The sequence below is a fragment of the Pseudolactococcus laudensis genome, assembly GCF_013449735.1.
GTDB lineage: Bacteria > Bacillota > Bacilli > Lactobacillales > Streptococcaceae > Pseudolactococcus > Pseudolactococcus laudensis.
In genome coordinates this window covers 86,298-105,892 of sequence record NZ_JACBNY010000002.1, presented here as the reverse complement: position 1 = coordinate 105,892, position 19,595 = coordinate 86,298, and the positions used below count along the sequence as shown (strand labels likewise).

The window sequence follows — 19,595 nt, the reverse complement described above, 5'->3', positions numbered from 1 at the left end:
CTCACTCCTTTGTAGGTGGCGTTTCTTTTTTGCGGTTTTTAACCACTAAGAAGACGCTCAGTGAGACAATCAAGCCAAGCATACTGGTAACAGCTAACTTGCCTTCACCTGTATTGGGTAAGAGTGCTTTTACGGCATTGCCAAGGGTTGTGGGTAAGCCGCCTTGCTTGTCTGTTTGAGCTTGTGTCCCTTGCGTATTCGTCTGTCCTTGATTACCTTGCGTGTTCGTCTGCCCTTGATTACCTTGCGTGTTTTGACCACCGTTCTGATTTGAAGGGGGTGGTGTAACTCCTCCATCAACAGGCATAATACCACCTGCCTCAAGATTCAAAATCTCAAAGGTATAACGTAGCGTACAAGCACTCCCTTGGTAGCTGTTATCTAAGTTACCATTGACTGTCATCCTGAGTGTGAAATTGCCAGTCCCTTGACTGCCAACTACGAAGAGGTTTTTGTCATAGGCTTGGCTAAAATTACCACTGTCAAAGGGAACAACCGCTGCACCATTGATAAACTCAAAACTTAGTTTATCCAAGAGGATACTATCCTGAACCACTTCGATATTTTTAAGCTTAATGATATGACCATTACTTGTATGGTTATCCACATAAATATGATGACTTATGACATCACCTTCACTCACATCGTGTTCGGTGATGTCTAATTCTTGTAGACTCATCGCTTCATTATCGTGGATATCGATGCGATAGTCAGTATTAGCTGCTTGTACTGGTCTAGCAGGCAACATCAGGAATAAAGCGAGCAGTGCTAACCAGTTTCTATAATTTCGATGTGTCATGTTTATCCCCTCCTGTATTTTCTTGCCTATTCTTTAAGTTAATTTCAGTTGTTTCTAGTGGCATTGACGGGAATTGAACCCTTCCAAGTCATGACTTGGTTACCAAACTTTGCCATAAGTGGAGGGACTTGCCCTCCGAATGTGTTGCTTTTTTAAGCTCTTATTGCGCACCATATTCAGTTGAAACAACATCAGTCCAGCTTGTAGACGTTGCATTGTTTCTGTACTGAATAGCTTGTGCCTTGAAGTCAATAGATATGTCTTTACCTTGCCATTTGTTTTTAGCAGTTGGTTTGAAGTAAATGGTGTAAGTCAAAGTCCCTTCATTTGCGTCAGCTCCATCAGTGTAAGCTGCACCTGCTTCAGCCTCAAAATCATCTGCTTTGTCATTACCATTGATAATACCTGGTGTAGGGTCGACAAATGTCGCTGATGTGCTAGAGCCAGCTGTAAATGACCAGCCTGTTTTTTGTGATAAATCGTTTGCTCCACCAACTGCAGTAGCTGCAGCACTTTGAGCAACAGTACCAGAAAAGACGACGAAAGTATCGTCAAAAGCTGTCGTATCAGCATCAACAGTTCCAAGTGTGACAGCTCCACCTGTAATCGCCAAGTTGCCACGCAACCAAGCTGATTTACTGCCCTCATTCTTGATTGGAACGCTAAAGGTCACGACATCTCCTGGGTTGAAGTTTTCAACAATGCCATTATTATTACCAACTGCTGTTGTCACATTAGCACCATTTTGGTAGATCTCTGTCGTCCCTTTAACTAGGTCGAGGGTACCTGCCGTAATAGTTGTATCATGGTTGACAACATCACTAAAGAAGGCGAAGATTGAACCTGTGATGATTACGATTGTGGCTAAAAGTGCAGCTAAGATGAGCCGACTTTTTCTTTTGTTTTGCGTGTTTGCGTTAGTCATAGTAGTTTCCTCCATTTTTTATTGTCGTAAATACGTGCGATAGGTTGCGGCTGCCTATTATGGCGGGCGAAACTTGCGTCCTTTTCTTCTCATTGAACTCCCCTCCTCTAGTACTTTCTCATGATTCGCTTAATCATTTGCTTAGAAAACAAAACTGAAAAAAGTGTATGCGAAATTAAGCCAAAAGATACCTGTGTGTCTGTGTATTATCCTATTCGCCACCTTCTGCCAAGTCTTTTGTGAGATTTTTTAGACTTATTTAGTCTTCTATCTCGTTTATCAGACTATTGTTTTTATAGTCACACTCTCATATAACTTAAAGTATACTTAACTTTATTTTAACACAACCACCACTTAATCACAAATGGTATTAAGAAAAATATCATTTAATTCTTAATAGACGCAAAAAAGCCGACACGGCGTGTCGACTTGTAAATTTGTCATAGGTATTCATTGCGTTCAACTTGAGGTTTTCAGTCCAACCACAAACTCAGACTTCGGTCAATGTGGTCTGACGACTAAACTTCTCTCGGTCTTCGTCTGCTAGCGTTGTCGTGATAATCATTGCCTCGTCAAGGTCAGACACCTTGGTGAAGGCGACGCGGTTGAACTTTGATTCGTCCGCTAGGACATAGCTTTTAATGGCATGGCGCATGACGATGCGTTTCATCAATGCCTCTTCTGGGTCTGGTGTGGAATAGCCGAACTCGGCATTGATGCCGTTGGTGCCCATGAAGGCGCGGTTGAAGAAGAATTCGCTGACTTGCTGATTGGCGACGGCACCAATGACGGCATCGGTCGCTTGTCTTAGCTCGCCACCGATGACGTAAACTGGGATGCCGTTTTCATAGCAGCGCTGGGCATGAATTGGGGAATTGGTGACGGCTTTGATTTTTTTACCCGCTAAAAATGGAATCATCTCACCAACTGTGGTCGAGGCATCTAAGAAGATAAGCTCTCGGTCTTTAACAAAGGCACTCGCTGTTTTGGCGATTTTTTGTTTCTCCTCGATGTACTCGATTTGTCGTTTCTCAACAGTTAAGCCGTAGTTATAAAGGTCAACGCCAATGGCACCACCATGTACGCGGACGATTTTTCCGTTTTCAGCAAGCACCGTTAAATCCCTGCGAATCGTTGATTCACTGGCATCAAAGGTTTTCATTAAATCCTGTGTTTTGACCATTTCTGCTTGGTCAAGTAAATCTAAAATTAACTTCCGCCGTTCGCTTGTCTTCATGCACACACTTCCTTAAATTTCTATGATGACTGCCTCATAAGCTCGCAATGTCTCACTCAAATTCGTGCGGTCACGATAGTTGGCAATGACAGTCGCTTTTACATCAGGTAGAGGCATTAACTCCTCTAATTTTATCATGTTTTCTGATAAATTTGCGAGTACAAGCCATATTTTACTGCCATTTTGTCGTAAATAAGCGAAAATCGCCTCATCTTCTGGTAAAAGTAGCTGGTAGGTGCCTGTTTTTAAGATATCCTCAGTCTTTCGCAAGTGAATCAAATCTTGATAGTACTTAAAGACTGATTTTTCAGCTTTCAAGTCTTTTGCGACATTGATATCTGGATAATTGGGATTAACCTTAAACCAGGGTGTCCCTTTGGTAAATCCTGCGTTTTCGGAATCATCCCACTGCATTGGTGTTCTGGCATTGTCACGTGAAATCTTATGGACGGCTGCTAAGAAATCAGCCTGCGTCATTGTTTGCTGATCAACAACAAAGTGCTGATAATTGCCTTTCAGCTCAATATCCACATACTCATCTAGTTCAAACTCAGGATTGGTCATGCCGATTTCTTCACCTTGATAAATAAAAGGTGTCCCTTGTAGGCCATGTAAAATCGTCGCAAAAGCCGTCGCACATTCATAGCGATAAGTCGTGTCATTGCCCCAACGGCTAATCACGCGCGCCCGGTCATGATTCTCAAAATACAAAGCATTCCAGCCCTTATCTCGCAATTCAAGCTGCCAGTTGGATAAAATATCTTTGAATTTGACCAAATCACGCTCTTGCAATGCCCAACGACCATTGACATCACCTGCTTTACGGTCAATGTGCATATGCTCAAAAGTGAAAATCATATCCAATTCTTCACGCTCTGGACTGACCAGCTCCCAAGCATCCCAACTCTTGGCGGCAGGACTCTCACCCACCGTCATCATATCAAGCGGCGTTAGAATTTCTTGATTCATCTCATGGATGAATTCATGCATTCGTGGCCCATTTTGTTGATTCGTTGTCGTCAAGTCACGCGCATTATCCGGAAAAGCCTGATCCTTGGAAATCGACGTAATCACATCCATGCGCCAACCGTCAACGCCTTTTTGTTTCCAAAAACGCATCATGTCATAGATATAGGCGCGCACATGCGGATTCTCCCAGTTAAGGTCTGGCTGCTCAGCCGCATAATAATGAAGATAATACTGCTCGCGCTTTTCATCCCAAGTCCAGGCGCTACCACCGAAACTCGAGCCCCAGTTATTAGGCTCAGAGCCATCGGGCTTTGCATCCTGCCAGATGTAAAAATCGCTAAAGAAATTATCCGCACCCTTGCGACTCTCTTGAAACCAGACACACTGATCTGACGTATGATTAGCGACAAAATCCATGATAATCTTGATATATTTATCGTGCGCCGCCTCAATCAACCGGTACATATCCTCATTACTGCCGAACATGGCATCAATCACACGATAATCCGTGATATCATAACCATTATCAACTTGTGGGGATAAATACACTGGACTCAGCCATAGACCATCAACCCCTAGTTTCTCGAGGTATGGTAGTTTTTCGATGATGCCCGTGATATCCCCATATCCAGAGCCAGTCGTATCGTTAAAGCTCTTGGGATAGACTTGGTAAATCACTGCATCTTGCCACCACTTATCACGCATATTTTTCACTTTCTCTCCCCCATTATTTTTTATGGGCACCTCTAAAAACTGCTTTTGATAACTTTTGAGATAAATTTTTCTAGCGCTAGGCATTGCGACAAAGCTTACTGCTGTAAGGTGCGGAGCAATAACGACGCGATAGGTAAATTTAGCCAAAAGTGGCAAATTTGAGTTTTTAGAGGTGCTCTTATGATTTACTTAATTAGGCGATGCCTAGAAATGATGCTAAGATGCCAAAGACAATGACACCGATAATCATTTTATTAATTGAGACATTTTTCTTCGCAATCAACCAGAAACAAATCAGGGTGAATGCTAACGGTAAAATCCCAATGAAGATTGAATCTAACATCTCCTGAGATTTCATGACCGCTTTGCCATTGATGAGCATATTCCATTTGACATCAAATTTAACCATACTAGCGGCCATAGCCCCAACCATGGTAATCCCCACAATAGAGGCAGCTTTAGTCAAAACAGCCATCATGCCTGACTCGTAAAGGTCAGAGATATAAGTCGACCCTAGTGTATAGCCGATTTTACCTGCGTACCAACGCGTTAATTGTGTTGGGATATTAAAGACCAGTAGAAAGACGATTGGGGCAAAGGGATTCCCTTGATTGGCTAGAGAAACCCCAATCCCAGCTGCGATGACACGCAAGACACCCCAGAAAATCGAGTCGCCAAGTCCTGAGAGGGGACCCATTAAACTGGTTTTAATGGCTGAGATAGACTCCGCATCGAAATCTGCTTGTTCAGCATTTTCCTTCTCCATTGACCCGGCAACCCCTAAGACAAAGGGATAAGTCGCAACCGTCGTATTAAAGTAAGTATTGTGGCGCACCATGGCGTCGCGCTTTTCTTCGTCCGTCTTATAGTATTTGTCGATAAACGGCAGCATAGCATAGGTCACACCCGAGCCACCAAGCTTGGTCGGCGTTACGGATGCAAACTCCGTAAACGAGCGCCAGTAGACTTGTTTCAGTAATTTCTTTTCATCTTGTGTTAAAGTTGATTTTGCCATTTTTTCTTCCTTTTACCTTTCTGCTACGCCAATGGTTATGCGTAAAAATCATCGACTTCTTGTTGTTTAGGGTCAGTAGACTTTTGCCCTAGACTTTTGACACCGTGTCCTATTTTATCTTTGAGTGTTTTAAGCGTCATGTCGTTTTGTGCGACAATCACTGCAATAATAATGGCAAGTGCTGAAACAGCAATGAGTGGTACTTTAAGGTAGGCAATCACAATAAAGCCAAGGAAAAAGTAAGCCGCGATTTTGTTATCCCAGAGCATTTTAAGGAGCATGGCCATTCCGACTGCTGGTAAGAGATTACCGGCAACACTGAGACCGTGCATGATGACTTCCGGAATGAGTTTCAAAGCTGACTCAGTCGCTTTAGCACCAAATAGAATGGCGAAGAAAGGAATCAAACTGTAAATGCCCCAGTTAAGCCCCCAAATTCCGAAATGCAAACGCGTGTAGGCTTTGGCATTACCTGCCTTAGCATAATCGTCAAGTTTCAGAGCTTTACTCCAGACCATAGCGACTTGACCGTGAATCAAGCGTTCATCAACTCGCATGGTCATGTGCTTGTTCGTTTCAGGACGTTCAGTCAAAGCTGGTGTGCTTGCTTCTAATGTGACTGTTTCCGTCATTTCTTGCTCAGTCTCAGCATTATCTGTCTGGAGGGTTCCCGCAACCAACTCAACTTGTTTGAGTTCTTGACGAGCACCTGTGATGAGCTTTGCGATTTTGTCATTGTCATAGTCCTCACCAGACAAAGCCAGAGAGGCTGTTTCCATAATTAAAGGAAGATTCATACCTGCAATGACAAAAACATTTGCTTTTCCGCTCGCTTTTAGAGCGATTTTTTGATTGACGCTGCCACCGTATAGGTCTGTGAAAATCACCGTCTGATCCGTCTGCTCGTCAATGCTTGAAAAGAAGTTCTCGAGTGCCTCTTCTAAATTCGGCGCATCATCCGTATAAGCCGTAAGATAGGTAAAATCTAAGGCATCTCCTAAAAATAGTTCTAACGTACTCTTGATACCCAACGCTAAATTGCCGTGAGCGGCGATTAAAAATTTTTTCAAAATTTTTCTCCATTTCTTTTAAGAAATCGTTTTCATCAATTGATAAGGTCATTTTAGCACACTTTTTGACCGATTGCAACACTTTTTAGACTGTTTCGTTCATTATTTTTTGCTTTTTAGATTGAATTCGTCAGTTTTTGAATGATTCTGTTTATTTAATGTTGTTTTAACCTACATGATAACTAGTCAGATATTCTGAGCACGCCAGTTTTTTTGCTTTAAAAATGTTATAAAAAAAAACAAGTTGATAACTCAACCTGCTTTTGATTTCAAAAATGCTGAAATTTGTTCTACCCCAAAGGCAAGTGCCCCTTCATCAGGCGACATTTTAGGGTGGTGTAGCGCATAAGGCGTTTCAATTCCTAACCAGAACATGACGCCTGGTATTTTGGATAAGATATAACCAAAATCCTCTCCTGTCATGGCTGGCGCAATATCAATCAAATTCACGCCATCTCGCGCATCAAAGAAGGTCATCAAGTCCTGCGCCAAGTCAGGATTATTTTCGACTGGTAGATAGCCGCCTTGTTTCAGCTCAATGTCAACTGCCAGACCAAAGCTCAGGGCAACACCTTCTGCAATCGCTCTGATTCTTTTTTGTGTCAGCTGATTCATTTCCTGAGTTAAGGTCCGAATCGTCCCATGAAGAAAAGCCGTCTCTGCAATCACATTATTTGTTGCGCCAGCATGAAGGCTACCAAAGGTTACCACTGCCCCTTCAATCGGGTCAACATTTCGACTCACAATGGTCTGAACTTGTGTGATGAAATAACTTGCAGCAACCAAGGCATCATTAGCATGGTGCGGAAAAGCCGCGTGACCACCCGTTCCCTTGAAGTGAATCTTAACTTCACAAGTCCCTGCAAACAAGGTATGTGTATTGGTCGCAATATCACCGACTTTGAGGTCCGGTCTAACATGAAGACCATAAAATTCATCTGGTAACCAGTCGCCATCAAAGACACCAGCTTCATACATGAGCATACCACCCGCTTCATTTTCTTCAGCTGGTTGGAAAAGGAAAATCAGATTGTTTTTGGGTTGGGTTGCAAGCATAGTTTCCAAAACACCAAGTGCTAAAGTCATGTGCATGTCATGACCGCAAGCGTGCATCCGACCTTCATGGCGCGAGGTAAAAGTCAGACCCGTATCTTCAATAATTGGTAAGCCGTCAATATCTGTCCGCCAAGCAATCGTCTTGTCAGGGGCGAAACCATTGAGCTTAACGACAATACCTGTCTGCCAAGTTTTGATGTCAACAAAGGCTTTATCTGCTGTCAACTCACGGATTTGTGCCATGAGATAGGCATGTGTTTCAAATTCTTCCAAACCAATTTCAGGAATCTGATGCAACTCCCTGCGAATTTTAATCAAATCTAACATCGTTTCTCACCAACCATTCAATAAAATTTCTGCACTTAGGGTTGACAAAGCCTTGAGAAAATTCTTCCTAAAGGTTCCTTTATGTCGCAAAGTCTGAACTAATGCATAGATTAAGGCAACCGTCAAAGCAAAACCTGCAAAGGCTAGCACACCTATCCATAACATTTTTCTTTTAAAAATCAGACCGAGTAACAACAAAACTAAGCCAATACCCCAAATGACAGCAGTGACTTGCAGATTCAGCTTACTATCCTTATCCATATCCGTATCACCTTTGATTACAAAGATCTCAGTGCATCTTCAAGTGCTGTTTTTTGCTTGGTCTTCTCATCAATTTCTTTAATTACACGTGCCGGAACACCTGCCACGACAACATTTTCAGGCACATCTTGTGTGACGATAGCACCCGCTGCAACAACAGAACCATTGCCGACTTGAACGCCTTCAATGACCACGGCGTTAGCACCGACTAAGACGTTGTCCCCCACACGAACTGGCTCAGCACTAGCAGGCTCAATTACACCCGCAAGGACAGCACCTGCACCAATATGCGAATTCTCACCGACAATAGCACGGCCACCTAAAATCGCCCCCATGTCAATCATCGTCCCCGCACCGATTTCAGCGCCGATATTAATCACAGCACCCATCATGATCACAGCATTATCGCCAATTTCAACTTGGTCACGAATCACAGCACCTGGCTCAATCCGCGCATTGATCTCACGCTTATCAAGCAAAGGCACAGCTGAGTTACGTCCATCTTGCTCAACGACATAATCTTTGTTTTCAGTCAAGTTAACCAAAAGCGGCGCAATTTCCGCCCAGTCACCAAACAAAACATTGCCCAGTTGGATGACCGATTCAGGCATAGTACCCGCCAATTCTCCCTCAAACGTCACTTTCACCGCTGTTTTTTTCTCAGCGTTACCGATAAATTGGATAATTTCTTGTGCTGTCATTTTGTTCGTCATTGTTTTCTCCCTTGTAAGTGTGTGTAGTAGGATCTATTGTTTCTTTTCTTATTTCAACATGTTCCATGCGACCAGAATAGCAGTAACGATAACCAAACTGAGCAACAGCAAGGTATCTGAACGCTGCCATTTGAGGACTCGGTATTTACTACGTCCTTCTCCCCCTTGATAGCCACGACTTTCCATGGCAATGGCTAAATCATCTGCCCGTCTAAAACTTGAGACGAACAGCGGAATCAAAATCGGAATGACCGATTTAACTTTTTGAACCAGGTTACCTTCACCAAAGTCCATTCCCCGTGATTTTTGAGCATTCATAATCATCGTGGTATCATCCATTAACGTCGGAATGAATCGTAAAGAAATCGATAACATGAGTCCAATTTCATGAACAGGCACCTTTATTTTTTTCAAGGGTGCAAGCCCCGTTTCAATCCCATCAGCCAAAGTCAGAGGTGGCGTCGTCAGCGTCAACAGCGTTGACATGAAGATAATCAAGACAAACCGCATGAAGATGAAAAAGGCATTTTGCAGCGAGTAAGACGTGATTTTTAAAAACCAGATTTGAAAAAGGACTTCTCCACCTGTTGTGAAAAGCATTTGGAAAATGACCGTAAACAAAATCAAGCCCAACATCGGCCGTAACCCTTTGAGGAAATAGGATAGTTTAATCCGACTCAAAGCGACACCAAGAAAGGTAAAAACGGTCAGAATACCATAGCCGATAGCATCATTTGCCAGAAAGATGATGAAGACAAAGGCAAACATCGCGAGCAGTTTACTTCGTGGGTCCAGACGATGAATGATTGAAGACCCGGGAATGTAGCGACCAATAATCAGTTTATCCATGATTTGCCGCCTCCGTAATCATCTCAACAAGCGCCGCACGTGTAATCGGCAAGTGCTCAAAATACTGACCGCGCTCTCGTAAAAGTAACGCAAAGCGAGTCGCTTTAGGTACACCGAGCTGATGTGCCGTCATGAAATCGACATCCTGAAACAAGTCTTGCGGTTTTCCCGATTTGACGATGCGACCTTTTTCCAGAACGTACATGGTATCGGCGTAATCTGCGACATCATCCATGAGATGCGTTACCAAAATTGTCGTCACACCAGAGGCATGAATCGTTTCAAACAAACGCATCATATCAATTCGTGCTTTAGGGTCAAGACCAGCAGTCGGCTCATCCAAAACAAGAACACTTGGGTTCATCGCTAGGATACCGGCAATCGCCACACGGCGCATCTGACCACCAGAAAGCTCAAACGGTGACCGCTCAAATAGTTCATCTGAAATCCCGACTAGGTTCAACTTCTCGCGCGCAATAGCTTGAGCATCTTCTTTGGATACGCCAAAGTTTTGCGGACCAAAAGCAACGTCTTTTAAAACTGTTTCGTCAAATAACTGCGTCTCAGGAAACTGAAAAACAACGCCGACTTTTTGACGAACAGGTTTGATAGCCTTTGCCTTGCTGCCAGGTTTGATGACCGTTTCACCGACCGTAACAGTCCCTGAAGTCGGTAGTAAAAGCGCATTTAAATGCTGCAATAAAGTAGATTTACCCGAACCAGTATGCCCCACCAGTGCCGTGAAACTACCATCTGCCACATCCAAGTCAATATCAAACAGCGCCCGACTCTCGAAAGGTGTATTGGGCTGATAAGTGTAGTTTACTTTGTCAAAAGAGATTGCCATAAAAAGTCAGCCAGCTCGCTTTCTGTATAATATTTTTCGGGAATCTGCAACCCATTTTGGCGCAGCTCTCTTGCAACATTGGCTGAAAAAGGCACATCCAAACCAATATCGACCAGATTATCATTCAAAAACAAGACACCCGGTGTCGCAATCTGTTCAATCTTCCCATCCTTCATGACGATAATTTTATCCGAAAGACTCGCCTCATCTAAATCATGCGTAATCGAAATCACCGTCAAACCATACTGCTCCTTGATTTCTCTGACGACTTGGATAATTTCCAGTCTGCCCTTAGGGTCTAGCATGGACGTCGCCTCATCAAGGATAATGATGTCAGGACGCAAAGCAACGATACCTGCAATGGCAACTCGTTGTTTTTGACCACCCGACAGACGAGCGGGTTCCTTCGTTTTGAAGTCTGCCATATTGACACGTTCTAGTGCAGCTTGTACTCGTGTCAACATTTCCTCACGTGGCACACCATGATTCTCCATCCCAAAAGCGACATCATCCTCAACAGTTGAGCCGACAAATTGATTATCAGGATTTTGAAAGACCATACCGACCTTTTGGCGCAACTCCCAAACATTTTCTGCCGTTAAGGTTTGCCCATCGATGATAATCTCACCTGAGGCTGCCGCCATCAGACCGTCTATCAACCTTGCCGTTGTCGACTTACCAGAACCATTTCGTCCAATAATCGACACCCACTCACCACGAACAACGTCAAAAGAAACGTCATTTACGGCGTAAATATCGCTTGATTCTTCGTATTGATAAGTTAAATTTTTTATTTCCAGAATTTTCTGCATGACAACATTATACCAAAAAAAGCCGAACTTGTCGGCTTTTCTTCATTTTGAACTTTAAATAGACGCATTTGAAATATCGTGAATCAAGGGCCTCTTTTACAATAAATCTATTTTGCCTTGTTCCACTAGTTCTTTTATCGCTTTTTGAACGGTATTTTGCCGTTTTAAATTTTATTTTTGAAAGAAACGAGACTTAGCTGAGTCAATTTCGACACTTTCCAAATCATCACCATTTGACAAATGACCGACTGAACCATTCATATGTTTCACACGTGATGCGATTTCTTTATGACGGCCGTTGACCATTGGGCGCGCTTGTGGGTTACCGAGATAACCACACGTCCGTTTGACAACATCTACTGTTTTAGGGTCGCTATTGCCACAATTTGGACATTGGAACCCTCGTTCAGTTGGTGTGAAGTCGCCTTCAAAGTTACATTCGTAACAGTGGTCAATCGGTGTATTTGTACCAAGATAGCCAACACGGTCATAGGCGTAATCCCAAACAGCCTCCAAGGCTTTTGGATTTTGTTGGAGGACTGGATATTCACAATAGTGAATGAAACCACCGCTGGCATAGACTGGATAGTCTTTTTCAAAGTCTAATTTCTCAAATGGTGTTGGATTTTTACGGACATCATAATGGAATGAATTGGTATAGTATTCTTTATCTGTGATATCTTTAATCTCACCGAATTTTTCTGTATCTAGGCGACAGAAACGGTCAGTCAAACTTTCAGAAGGTGTTGAATAAATTGAGAAGTGGTAGTCGTATTCGTCAGACCATTCACCTGCTGCTTTTTTCATTTCACGCAAAATATCGAGCGTAAATGCCTTAGCTTCAGGATTAGATTCCCATTCACCACCATAAAAAGCAGTTGCGACTTCATATAACCCAATATAGCCGGCAGAAACCGTCGCACGACGATTTTTGAACAATTCATTGACAGAGTCTGTTCTGCTAAGGCGTTTACCAAAAGCACCGTTTTCATAAAGGATTGGCGCATTGGCAGGCGTTGCTTCTTTTACGCGTTCCACACGGTAAACAAGCGCATCTTTCATAACTGCCATCCGCTCAAAGAAAATTTGCCAGAATTTATCTTTATCACCTTTAGATTCAAGGGCAATACGTGGTAAATTAAGCGTCACAACGCCTAAGTTCATCCGACCATCCACGACATCTTGACCGTTTTCATCTTGCCAACCTTGCAAGAAACTGCGGCAACCCATTGGCGCTTTGAATGAGCCTGTTAGTTCAACGATTTTATCGTAGCTGACAATATCTGGATACATGCGTTTTGTCGCACATTCGGCTGCTAATTCTTTAATGTCATAATTGGGGTCTTCAGCATTCAAATTCAAACCACGTTTAATGGTAAAAACAAGTTTAGGGAAAATAGCTGTACGCCCTTCTTTACCCAGACCTTTAATGCGGTTTTGAAGAATTGCTTTCTGAATTTCGCGCGCATACCAATCCTCGCCTAGACCGAAACCAAACGTTGTAAATGGCGTTTGACCATTGGACGTGAACAAGGTGTTGATCTCGTACTCCAGACTTTGCATGGCATCATAGATGTCTTTTGCCGTTTTTGCACGCGCGTAGTCTTCACGTTTTTCAGCTGCTACCCACTCTTCGGCATCCTTCATGTGTTTGGCGTAGTTGAGCTCAGCATAAGGCGCAAGCACTTCATCGATCCGGTTGACAGATGTGCCACCATATTGGCTTGAGGCAACATTGGCAATGATTTGCGAGATTTGTGCTGCTGCTGTTTGAATTGACTTAGGACTGTCGATGACAGCATTACCAAGTTTAAAACCGTCGCGGAGCATCCCTTTGACATCGACAAGACAACAGTTGGTCATCGGTGCATAGGGTTGATAATCCAAATCGTGGAAATGGATATCACCTTTTTGGTGGGCATTTGCAACGTGCGCCGGCAACATTTTCAAACCAATCGATTTGCCAACGATACCTGCCGTCAAGTCACGTTGTGTATTGAAAACGTCACTGTCTTTGTTGGCATTTTCATTGACAACAGACTGTTCTTTATTAATCAATTTGTCAATCGTGAAGTTGATATCTGTCGCTTGCGAGCGCTCAAAATCGCGTTTTGTCCGATAATTAATATAGACTTCTGCTAATTTGTACTCATTAGCATCCAACAAAACGTGCTCGACAATATTTTGAATTTCATAAATTTTGATATTGTTATCAAAACGGTCAAAAATTGTCGCAACGATTTTATCCGTCAAATGTTCTAATTTCACTTCTTGAACCGGTGACATAGGAAAAACTTCATCAGAGGCTTTTCTCAAGGCATCATAAATTTTTTCCGGCTCAAAATTTAAATGGCGACCATCACGCTTAACAACTTCCATCGTATTGTCGACTACCTCTGTTTTTTCCCAAACCATCATAACATACATCTCATTTCTAAAGTGATTTTAAATATATTCTACCACTCATTGGGTAATTTGTAAACACAGAATCACAATATATTGTGTCTTATATAAAGATTTAAGACCTTAACACACTATATATAGGATGTCAAGAATTTACCTAACATTTGATTATTTCATCCTATTCAGCCAATAGATTGCCCTATTTTCGACTTATTGACCACAAAAAAATAAGTCAAACGACCTATTTTTTTGTAATGCTACCTTAAAATCTCCACCAAATCTTTTCGCGCTGCCATATTGGCTGGGGTGATTGAAAAGACCAGACCAATGGCAATCGTTATAACTAGAGTTAGGGAAATTGTAAATTAGACAAAATACGCCTCAATATCTTCTCGACAAATGTTACTCTCTATTTTATCTATAATCTTGATTATTTTTCCATCATTCATAACCAATACTTGATCACAAAGTGTCGCAACAAAATCTAAAACGTGGGATGAAAATACGACTGCATGTCCTTTTTGGGCATAATCTCGAATGGCTTGTTGAAATTTCAGGATTTGTTTAGGATCTAGTCCAGTAAACGGTTCATCTAAAATTAATAATTTAGGTTGGTGTAGCGTTGCTACCAAAAAGAAAAATCGTTGTTTCATTCCTGTTGATAAAGTGGCTAATTTGCTGTCACGTCTATCGAGTAATTGATAATCTGAAAGTATTTGCTTAAGTGCTGGAGATGTTATCGACAGATGTCTCATCCGAACAACAAAAGTTAAATTTTCAAATAAGGTCAAGTAATCGTATAATGTAAAATCAACGGGTAAATAGCTGATATCTTGAATCAGGTTTGTACGACTTAATGTTTTATCCTGAAATAAAATCTCACCACTGTCTGCTTTTAAAAATCCTGTTAATAGATTGAGAAGTGTCGTTTTTCCTGCACCATTTTCCCCAACTAAACCCAGAATTTTGTCACTAGAAACAGTTAAATCAATATTTGACAAAGCAAAATCAGCATTGGGATAGCGATAAGTTAAATTTTTCCCTTTAATCATTTGACACGCTCACTTTCTTTGATAAGACAAATGCTTAGACGATAAAAGACGATAATTACCAACCAAACAATCAAGACTAAACAGACTAAAACAAGCCAAAAATTAGGCAGATGTTGCTTTAAGGTATAAGGGATGAGTAAGAATAGTTCGCTTAAAGGCACTAGAAACCAAACAATCTTTTTAGGCATATAAGGCCATTTTATGGTCTCAAAATCTTTAAAAATAACCGTCCAAAAGATAAGTGTAATCAAAACCATTGGCAAAGCTAGCATTATAATTAAAAATTCTTGCCAAAAGCTAGCGTCTACTAGGAATACTAAAGGGAAAAAAACTAAAGATATGACAGCCTCTAAGATACTTGCCAACAATAGCTTAACTTGATATTTTTGTTGCCTAAAATTACCCAGATATTGTAACGTCACCATCTTTTTCTTTTCTATATCAAAAGCAAAAATTTGAAATAGAGCAGTCGGCAATAAAAATAAACTGATACTGACCAACATATACTTAGTTAATTGAAACTGTTCACTGACTGTATTTGAAAAAGCACTCATATTCTCCTTTATAAACCATAAGCCAACAAGCGCTAGAATAGGACCTGAAATTAGTGTTACAAAAACGCCTGACGGTACGCCACCACTCTCGTGGAAAGAGATTTTAAGTTCAATCAGCCAATAATCTAACCGCTCAATTTGTTTGAAAAGTCGTCCGAAAATATGAAAACTTAACCAAAATATCGCAATCGCTACTAAAACGACCAAAATTTGCCAATAAACCAGCTGACCCTTTAACAGACGCCACGCCATGGCTAATAAAAAATAAGTCGTTAAATTAAAGTTTTTCTCCAAAAAACCTAGCCGATACTGTAAATATTGCTTGCGATAAAACTTCTGGAGATAAAAATAGCGAGCTAAAAGCGATAGAAAAGAGAGACCGATGAGTAAAGCAAACTTCAGAAAACCGTCAAAAAACAAAAGTTCTCCAATAACTAAATAAACCACCGCACCTAAAAAATAAGGAAAATTGTAGGTCAAATCAATTGCTAGAGTGAGGACTGAAACACGTTGACCTAAAATTTCATAGGTATAATTGATACGGTTTCGCCTTAAATCTAATATCGTTTTTGTCAAATTCATCAAACATAAACTCAAGCTCATAACGTATAAACTAAGTTGAGCAATATACGTATCATTAAATAACCAATAGGCAAAGAAAAGGTACAGAAAAGGCATTAACAGAATCTGTTTCAAACATTCCCCAATAAAAGAAAGAGCTTGTAAAAAGGGCTGCCTATTGCTTAGCCTTTCTTTCCACTTGTAATACAGTAAAAAAGCAAAATTTATCTTCATAAATAGACTTTCTACAAATTGATTAGATGATTTTGGTGATAAATGCATTTATTCCTTAATTATACTTTTTTTAGATATTATTATCAAAAACTTATCTTTATATAAATATTTTCGAATAATTAGAATAACTCAGTCGCTAATTTACACAATAGAGACTATAAAAATCCCACTATTTAGTAGGATTTTGAAAGAGTTTTATTGCAAGCATCGTCTTATTTTTATATTCTCAATCTCGAATAATAAGTCAAACGACCTATTTTTTGTAATGCTACCTTAAAATCTCCACCAAATCTTTTCGCGCTGCCATGTTGGCTGGGGTGATTGAAAAGACCAGACCAATGGCAATCGTTATGACTAGAGTTAGGGAAATTGTAAATAAATCTGGAGATACTTTAAATGGCAAGAAGATTGATATGACAAGCTCAACCAAATAACCGATGATATAACCAATCACACCAGCTGACATTGTTAGCATCAAGCCTTCAACCAAAAATTGATTTCGAATGTCACGTCTTTTAGCGCCAACACTTCGGCGAACGCCAATTTCTTTGACACGTTCAGAAACTGATGTATACATCATATTCATAACGCCAACACCTGCAATGAAGAGTGAAATGCCAGCTATTCCTGAGATAAAGAAGGTCAACATCTTCAATACTTTACCAATACCGTCTGTCAGAGAACTCATATCAAAAGTTGAATACTCACCAAAATTACGACTGATGCCTACTTTTTCCAGTTTTTTAATCACTTTCTGCGCAACCTTACTGGGTTTATAATCATTAGCAATTGTAACTTTTATTTGTGTGGGATTCCCTTCGCTATTCGCATAGTACTGGTAGGTTGTCTTGGGAATTTTGACATCAGGGGTCATATCAAACAAATTAGCCGTCCCTCCTTTATAAATGCCAACAATTTGATAAAGCTCCCCTTTTATGTCAACCCCTGTACCTAATACCTTATTCACATCTGGATTGACATCTTTTGCCGTATCACGACTGATAATTGCGACCTTTTGATGCGTTTCAATATCATCACGACTAATCGTGCGCCCCACCTCGATAGCGTCTTTATCACCAGCTACAAAGCCTAAATTCTTACTGATTTTTTTATCTGCTGCCTGTAAATCTATACGTAAAAACTTGTCGTCAGCTTTGACATAGGCAACCTTCTCTACGCCCTCAATCTGACCTATAAATTTCAAGTCTTCATCAGAAAAGTAGCGCATTTTATTTGATTCAAACTGTTCATAATCCGACGGCGAAAAAACAACATCGACCGCTACATTTTTTTCATTTGTAGCAGTCAGATTTTTTACAGTGTAAGTTTCAAACCCACGTCCTAACGATAAAATCGTGATGACACTGGCAATACCAATGACAATACCAAGCATCGTTAAAATACTGCGTCTGGTATTTTGACGAAGGGCTTGATAAGCATTTTTGATCACGGCACGCAAGTTCATAGGACCACCTCGCCATCAGATACTCTAATTTCACGATTACAATGTGCCATCAAATTGGGATCATGTGTCACCAAAATAATCGTCACACCACTAGTCGTATTCAAATCTGTAAACAACTGCATAATATCAACAGATGTTTTGCTATCAAGCGCACCCGTCGGCTCATCTGCAATGATAAATTTAGGAGAATTAACAATGGCACGCGCAATAGCCACCCGTTGCCTTTGACCACCCGATAAAAGTTTAACAGACTGGCCTACAAAGTCAGCCAATCCCACTTTTTCCAAACTCTCCGCGACAAGACGTGTTTTTTCCTGATTAGAAATACCAGCGTATAATAAAGGCAATTCAACATTTTGCCCAACTGTCATATTTTCAATCAAGCCAAAATTTTGAAAAACAAAGCCAACATTTTCATTTCTGATTTTAGATAAGTCATCGTCTGTATACTGCTCAACTAACTTATCTTCAAAATAGTAAGTCCCTTTAAATTTCTTATCCAAAAAACCAATCAGATTAACCAAAGTCGACTTTCCAGAACCACTTCGCCCCATAATACCAACAAAATCACCCTCAAAAATATTGAGAGAGACATCGTTTAAAACAGTAACTTCTTGTTTGGCAAGCTCATAAGTTTTTGTGATATTTTCAAGGCGTATCAACATAAGCTGCTGCCTCCTCGATAATTTTATCGCCCGAATTTAAACCAGATATGACTTGCAATCGACTACCCGACTCCTTAGTTTCGACTGCAACCCTGTTAAATTTTTTACCACTTTTCAGGTAAACTTGACCATTTTTCACGGATGTTTTCGGAATATAAAGTGTTTCATTTGGACGGTGAATCTGAACCGTATAGCCATTTTGTAACGGCTCATCTAAAACAACCTTAAAATTGTATTGACTAGATGAGGTTTCAGACGTTGCTTTATCTGGAACTGGAGAAATATAAGAAATTTTACCCGTCACTTTTTTCGACAAGTCAACCGTCTCAACACTTACCACATCGTTCACCTTGAGCTTGTCGTAATCATATTCCGACGTCTTACCATTGACCAGTGTCTCCCGACTCACAACACTCAGTAAAGGCGACGTCTCAGACTTCGTCCCCATGATCACAAGACCATCTGTTGTAGCGGTCACCGTGGCAGTTTGCTTATCCTTTTGACTTGCTAAACTTGCTTGTGCTTGGTCGCGCGCAAGTGTAGCAGCCGTCACCGAGCGCTGCGCTGCTTTCCAAGCCTCGTTATTGCTCTCAATTTGTGTATTGATCCCCTCTTTTTCTTCTATCTCTTTGGCATTATCATATTTCTTGCGCAACTTAGCATCTTTATTTTCTGCTTCCACCACGTCTGCCTGGGCATTTGCCAAATCATTCTCAGCACTTTTGATTGCAAATTCTTGGCTTGATAAGTCGTCAGATGACTTAGTATATGTCAATAAAACATCGCCAGCCTTCACTTCCTGCCCATCCGTCACATTGACTTGTGAAAGTTCACCAAGCGACATATCTTCTCGATAATCAGTCGACGTTTTTGCCGTCACATTGCCCTTAAAAATATTGTCAGCCTCTACCTTTACCGTATAAAGCGCATAACTATCCTGCTTGCTCGTTTTTTGTTTCGGTAGTAACAAGGCAGACAAACCAATCGTTCCAATGATAATTGCTGCTATCACACTTGTTAAAATGACAATCAGTGGATGTTTCTTGTAGAATTTTTTCATTTCTATA

At 41.1% G+C, this 19,595-nt stretch carries 18 protein-coding genes; all 18 read right to left on the bottom strand.

The window, feature by feature from the left end:
- Position 1 precedes the first annotated feature (1 nt).
- Entirely contained in the window at positions 2–799 is a 798-nt protein-coding gene (locus HZR21_RS02190; protein WP_180746034.1) for an LPXTG cell wall anchor domain-containing protein, read from the bottom strand.
- A gap of 160 nt (positions 800–959) precedes the next feature.
- Entirely contained in the window at positions 960–1,724 is a 765-nt protein-coding gene (locus HZR21_RS02185) for a TasA family protein (protein ID WP_180746032.1), read from the bottom strand.
- 490 nt (positions 1,725–2,214) lie between these two features.
- Positions 2,215–2,961, bottom strand: coding sequence for a DeoR/GlpR family DNA-binding transcription regulator (locus tag HZR21_RS02180; protein WP_180746030.1), 747 nt, complete (start codon positions 2,959–2,961; stop codon positions 2,215–2,217).
- Positions 2,962–2,973: 12 nt separating this feature from the next.
- Positions 2,974–4,635 (bottom strand): glycoside hydrolase family 13 protein, encoded by a 1,662-nt coding sequence (locus HZR21_RS02175; RefSeq protein ID WP_180746151.1) that lies wholly within the window; start codon positions 4,633–4,635, stop codon positions 2,974–2,976.
- Positions 4,636–4,837: 202 nt separating this feature from the next.
- Positions 4,838–5,659, bottom strand: a complete 822-nt coding sequence (locus HZR21_RS02170; protein ID WP_180746028.1) for a PTS system mannose/fructose/sorbose family transporter subunit IID — start codon at positions 5,657–5,659, stop codon at positions 4,838–4,840.
- 35 nt (positions 5,660–5,694) lie between these two features.
- Complete coding sequence (locus HZR21_RS02165; RefSeq protein WP_180746026.1) at positions 5,695–6,729, bottom strand: PTS sugar transporter subunit IIC; 1,035 nt, start codon at positions 6,727–6,729, stop codon at positions 5,695–5,697.
- A gap of 252 nt (positions 6,730–6,981) precedes the next feature.
- Positions 6,982–8,112: an N-acetyldiaminopimelate deacetylase gene (locus tag HZR21_RS02160; RefSeq protein WP_180746024.1), complete on the bottom strand. Its 1,131-nt coding sequence runs from the start codon at positions 8,110–8,112 to the stop codon at positions 6,982–6,984.
- Positions 8,113–8,118: 6 nt separating this feature from the next.
- A complete protein-coding gene (locus HZR21_RS02155; RefSeq protein WP_180746022.1) occupies positions 8,119–8,373 on the bottom strand; it encodes a hypothetical protein in 255 nt (84 codons plus the stop codon).
- A gap of 17 nt (positions 8,374–8,390) precedes the next feature.
- Complete coding sequence (dapD, locus tag HZR21_RS02150; RefSeq protein ID WP_180746020.1) at positions 8,391–9,086, bottom strand: 2,3,4,5-tetrahydropyridine-2,6-dicarboxylate N-acetyltransferase; 696 nt, start codon at positions 9,084–9,086, stop codon at positions 8,391–8,393.
- 48 nt (positions 9,087–9,134) lie between these two features.
- Positions 9,135–9,935 carry an energy-coupling factor transporter transmembrane component T family protein gene (locus HZR21_RS02145; protein ID WP_180746018.1) on the bottom strand — a complete coding sequence of 267 codons (801 nt, stop codon included), beginning with the start codon at positions 9,933–9,935 and terminating at the stop codon, positions 9,135–9,137.
- Positions 9,928–10,782, bottom strand: a complete 855-nt coding sequence (locus HZR21_RS02140) for an energy-coupling factor ABC transporter ATP-binding protein (RefSeq protein ID WP_180746016.1) — start codon at positions 10,780–10,782, stop codon at positions 9,928–9,930. The genes HZR21_RS02145 and HZR21_RS02140 overlap by 8 nt, the downstream gene beginning before the upstream one ends.
- Positions 10,758–11,594 carry an energy-coupling factor ABC transporter ATP-binding protein gene (locus tag HZR21_RS02135; RefSeq protein ID WP_180746014.1) on the bottom strand — a complete coding sequence of 279 codons (837 nt, stop codon included), beginning with the start codon at positions 11,592–11,594 and terminating at the stop codon, positions 10,758–10,760. Before HZR21_RS02135 ends, HZR21_RS02140 begins: the two co-directional genes overlap by 25 nt.
- Before the next feature lie 171 nt (positions 11,595–11,765).
- Complete coding sequence (nrdD, locus tag HZR21_RS02130; RefSeq protein WP_003138797.1) at positions 11,766–14,012, bottom strand: anaerobic ribonucleoside-triphosphate reductase; 2,247 nt, start codon at positions 14,010–14,012, stop codon at positions 11,766–11,768.
- 350 nt (positions 14,013–14,362) lie between these two features.
- Positions 14,363–15,049, bottom strand: a complete 687-nt coding sequence (locus tag HZR21_RS02125) for an ABC transporter ATP-binding protein (protein ID WP_180746012.1) — start codon at positions 15,047–15,049, stop codon at positions 14,363–14,365.
- Positions 15,046–16,398 (bottom strand): hypothetical protein, encoded by a 1,353-nt coding sequence (locus HZR21_RS02120; protein WP_180746010.1) that lies wholly within the window; start codon positions 16,396–16,398, stop codon positions 15,046–15,048. Before HZR21_RS02120 ends, HZR21_RS02125 begins: the two co-directional genes overlap by 4 nt.
- 268 nt (positions 16,399–16,666) lie before the next feature.
- On the bottom strand, positions 16,667–17,863 hold the full coding sequence (locus HZR21_RS02115) for an ABC transporter permease (RefSeq protein ID WP_180746008.1): 1,197 nt from the start codon (positions 17,861–17,863) through the stop codon (positions 16,667–16,669).
- On the bottom strand, positions 17,860–18,528 hold the full coding sequence (locus tag HZR21_RS02110; RefSeq protein ID WP_281366868.1) for an ABC transporter ATP-binding protein: 669 nt from the start codon (positions 18,526–18,528) through the stop codon (positions 17,860–17,862). The genes HZR21_RS02115 and HZR21_RS02110 overlap by 4 nt, the downstream gene beginning before the upstream one ends.
- Complete coding sequence (locus tag HZR21_RS02105; RefSeq protein ID WP_180746006.1) at positions 18,512–19,588, bottom strand: efflux RND transporter periplasmic adaptor subunit; 1,077 nt, start codon at positions 19,586–19,588, stop codon at positions 18,512–18,514. Before HZR21_RS02105 ends, HZR21_RS02110 begins: the two co-directional genes overlap by 17 nt.
- Between the last annotated feature and the right edge of the window lie 7 nt (positions 19,589–19,595).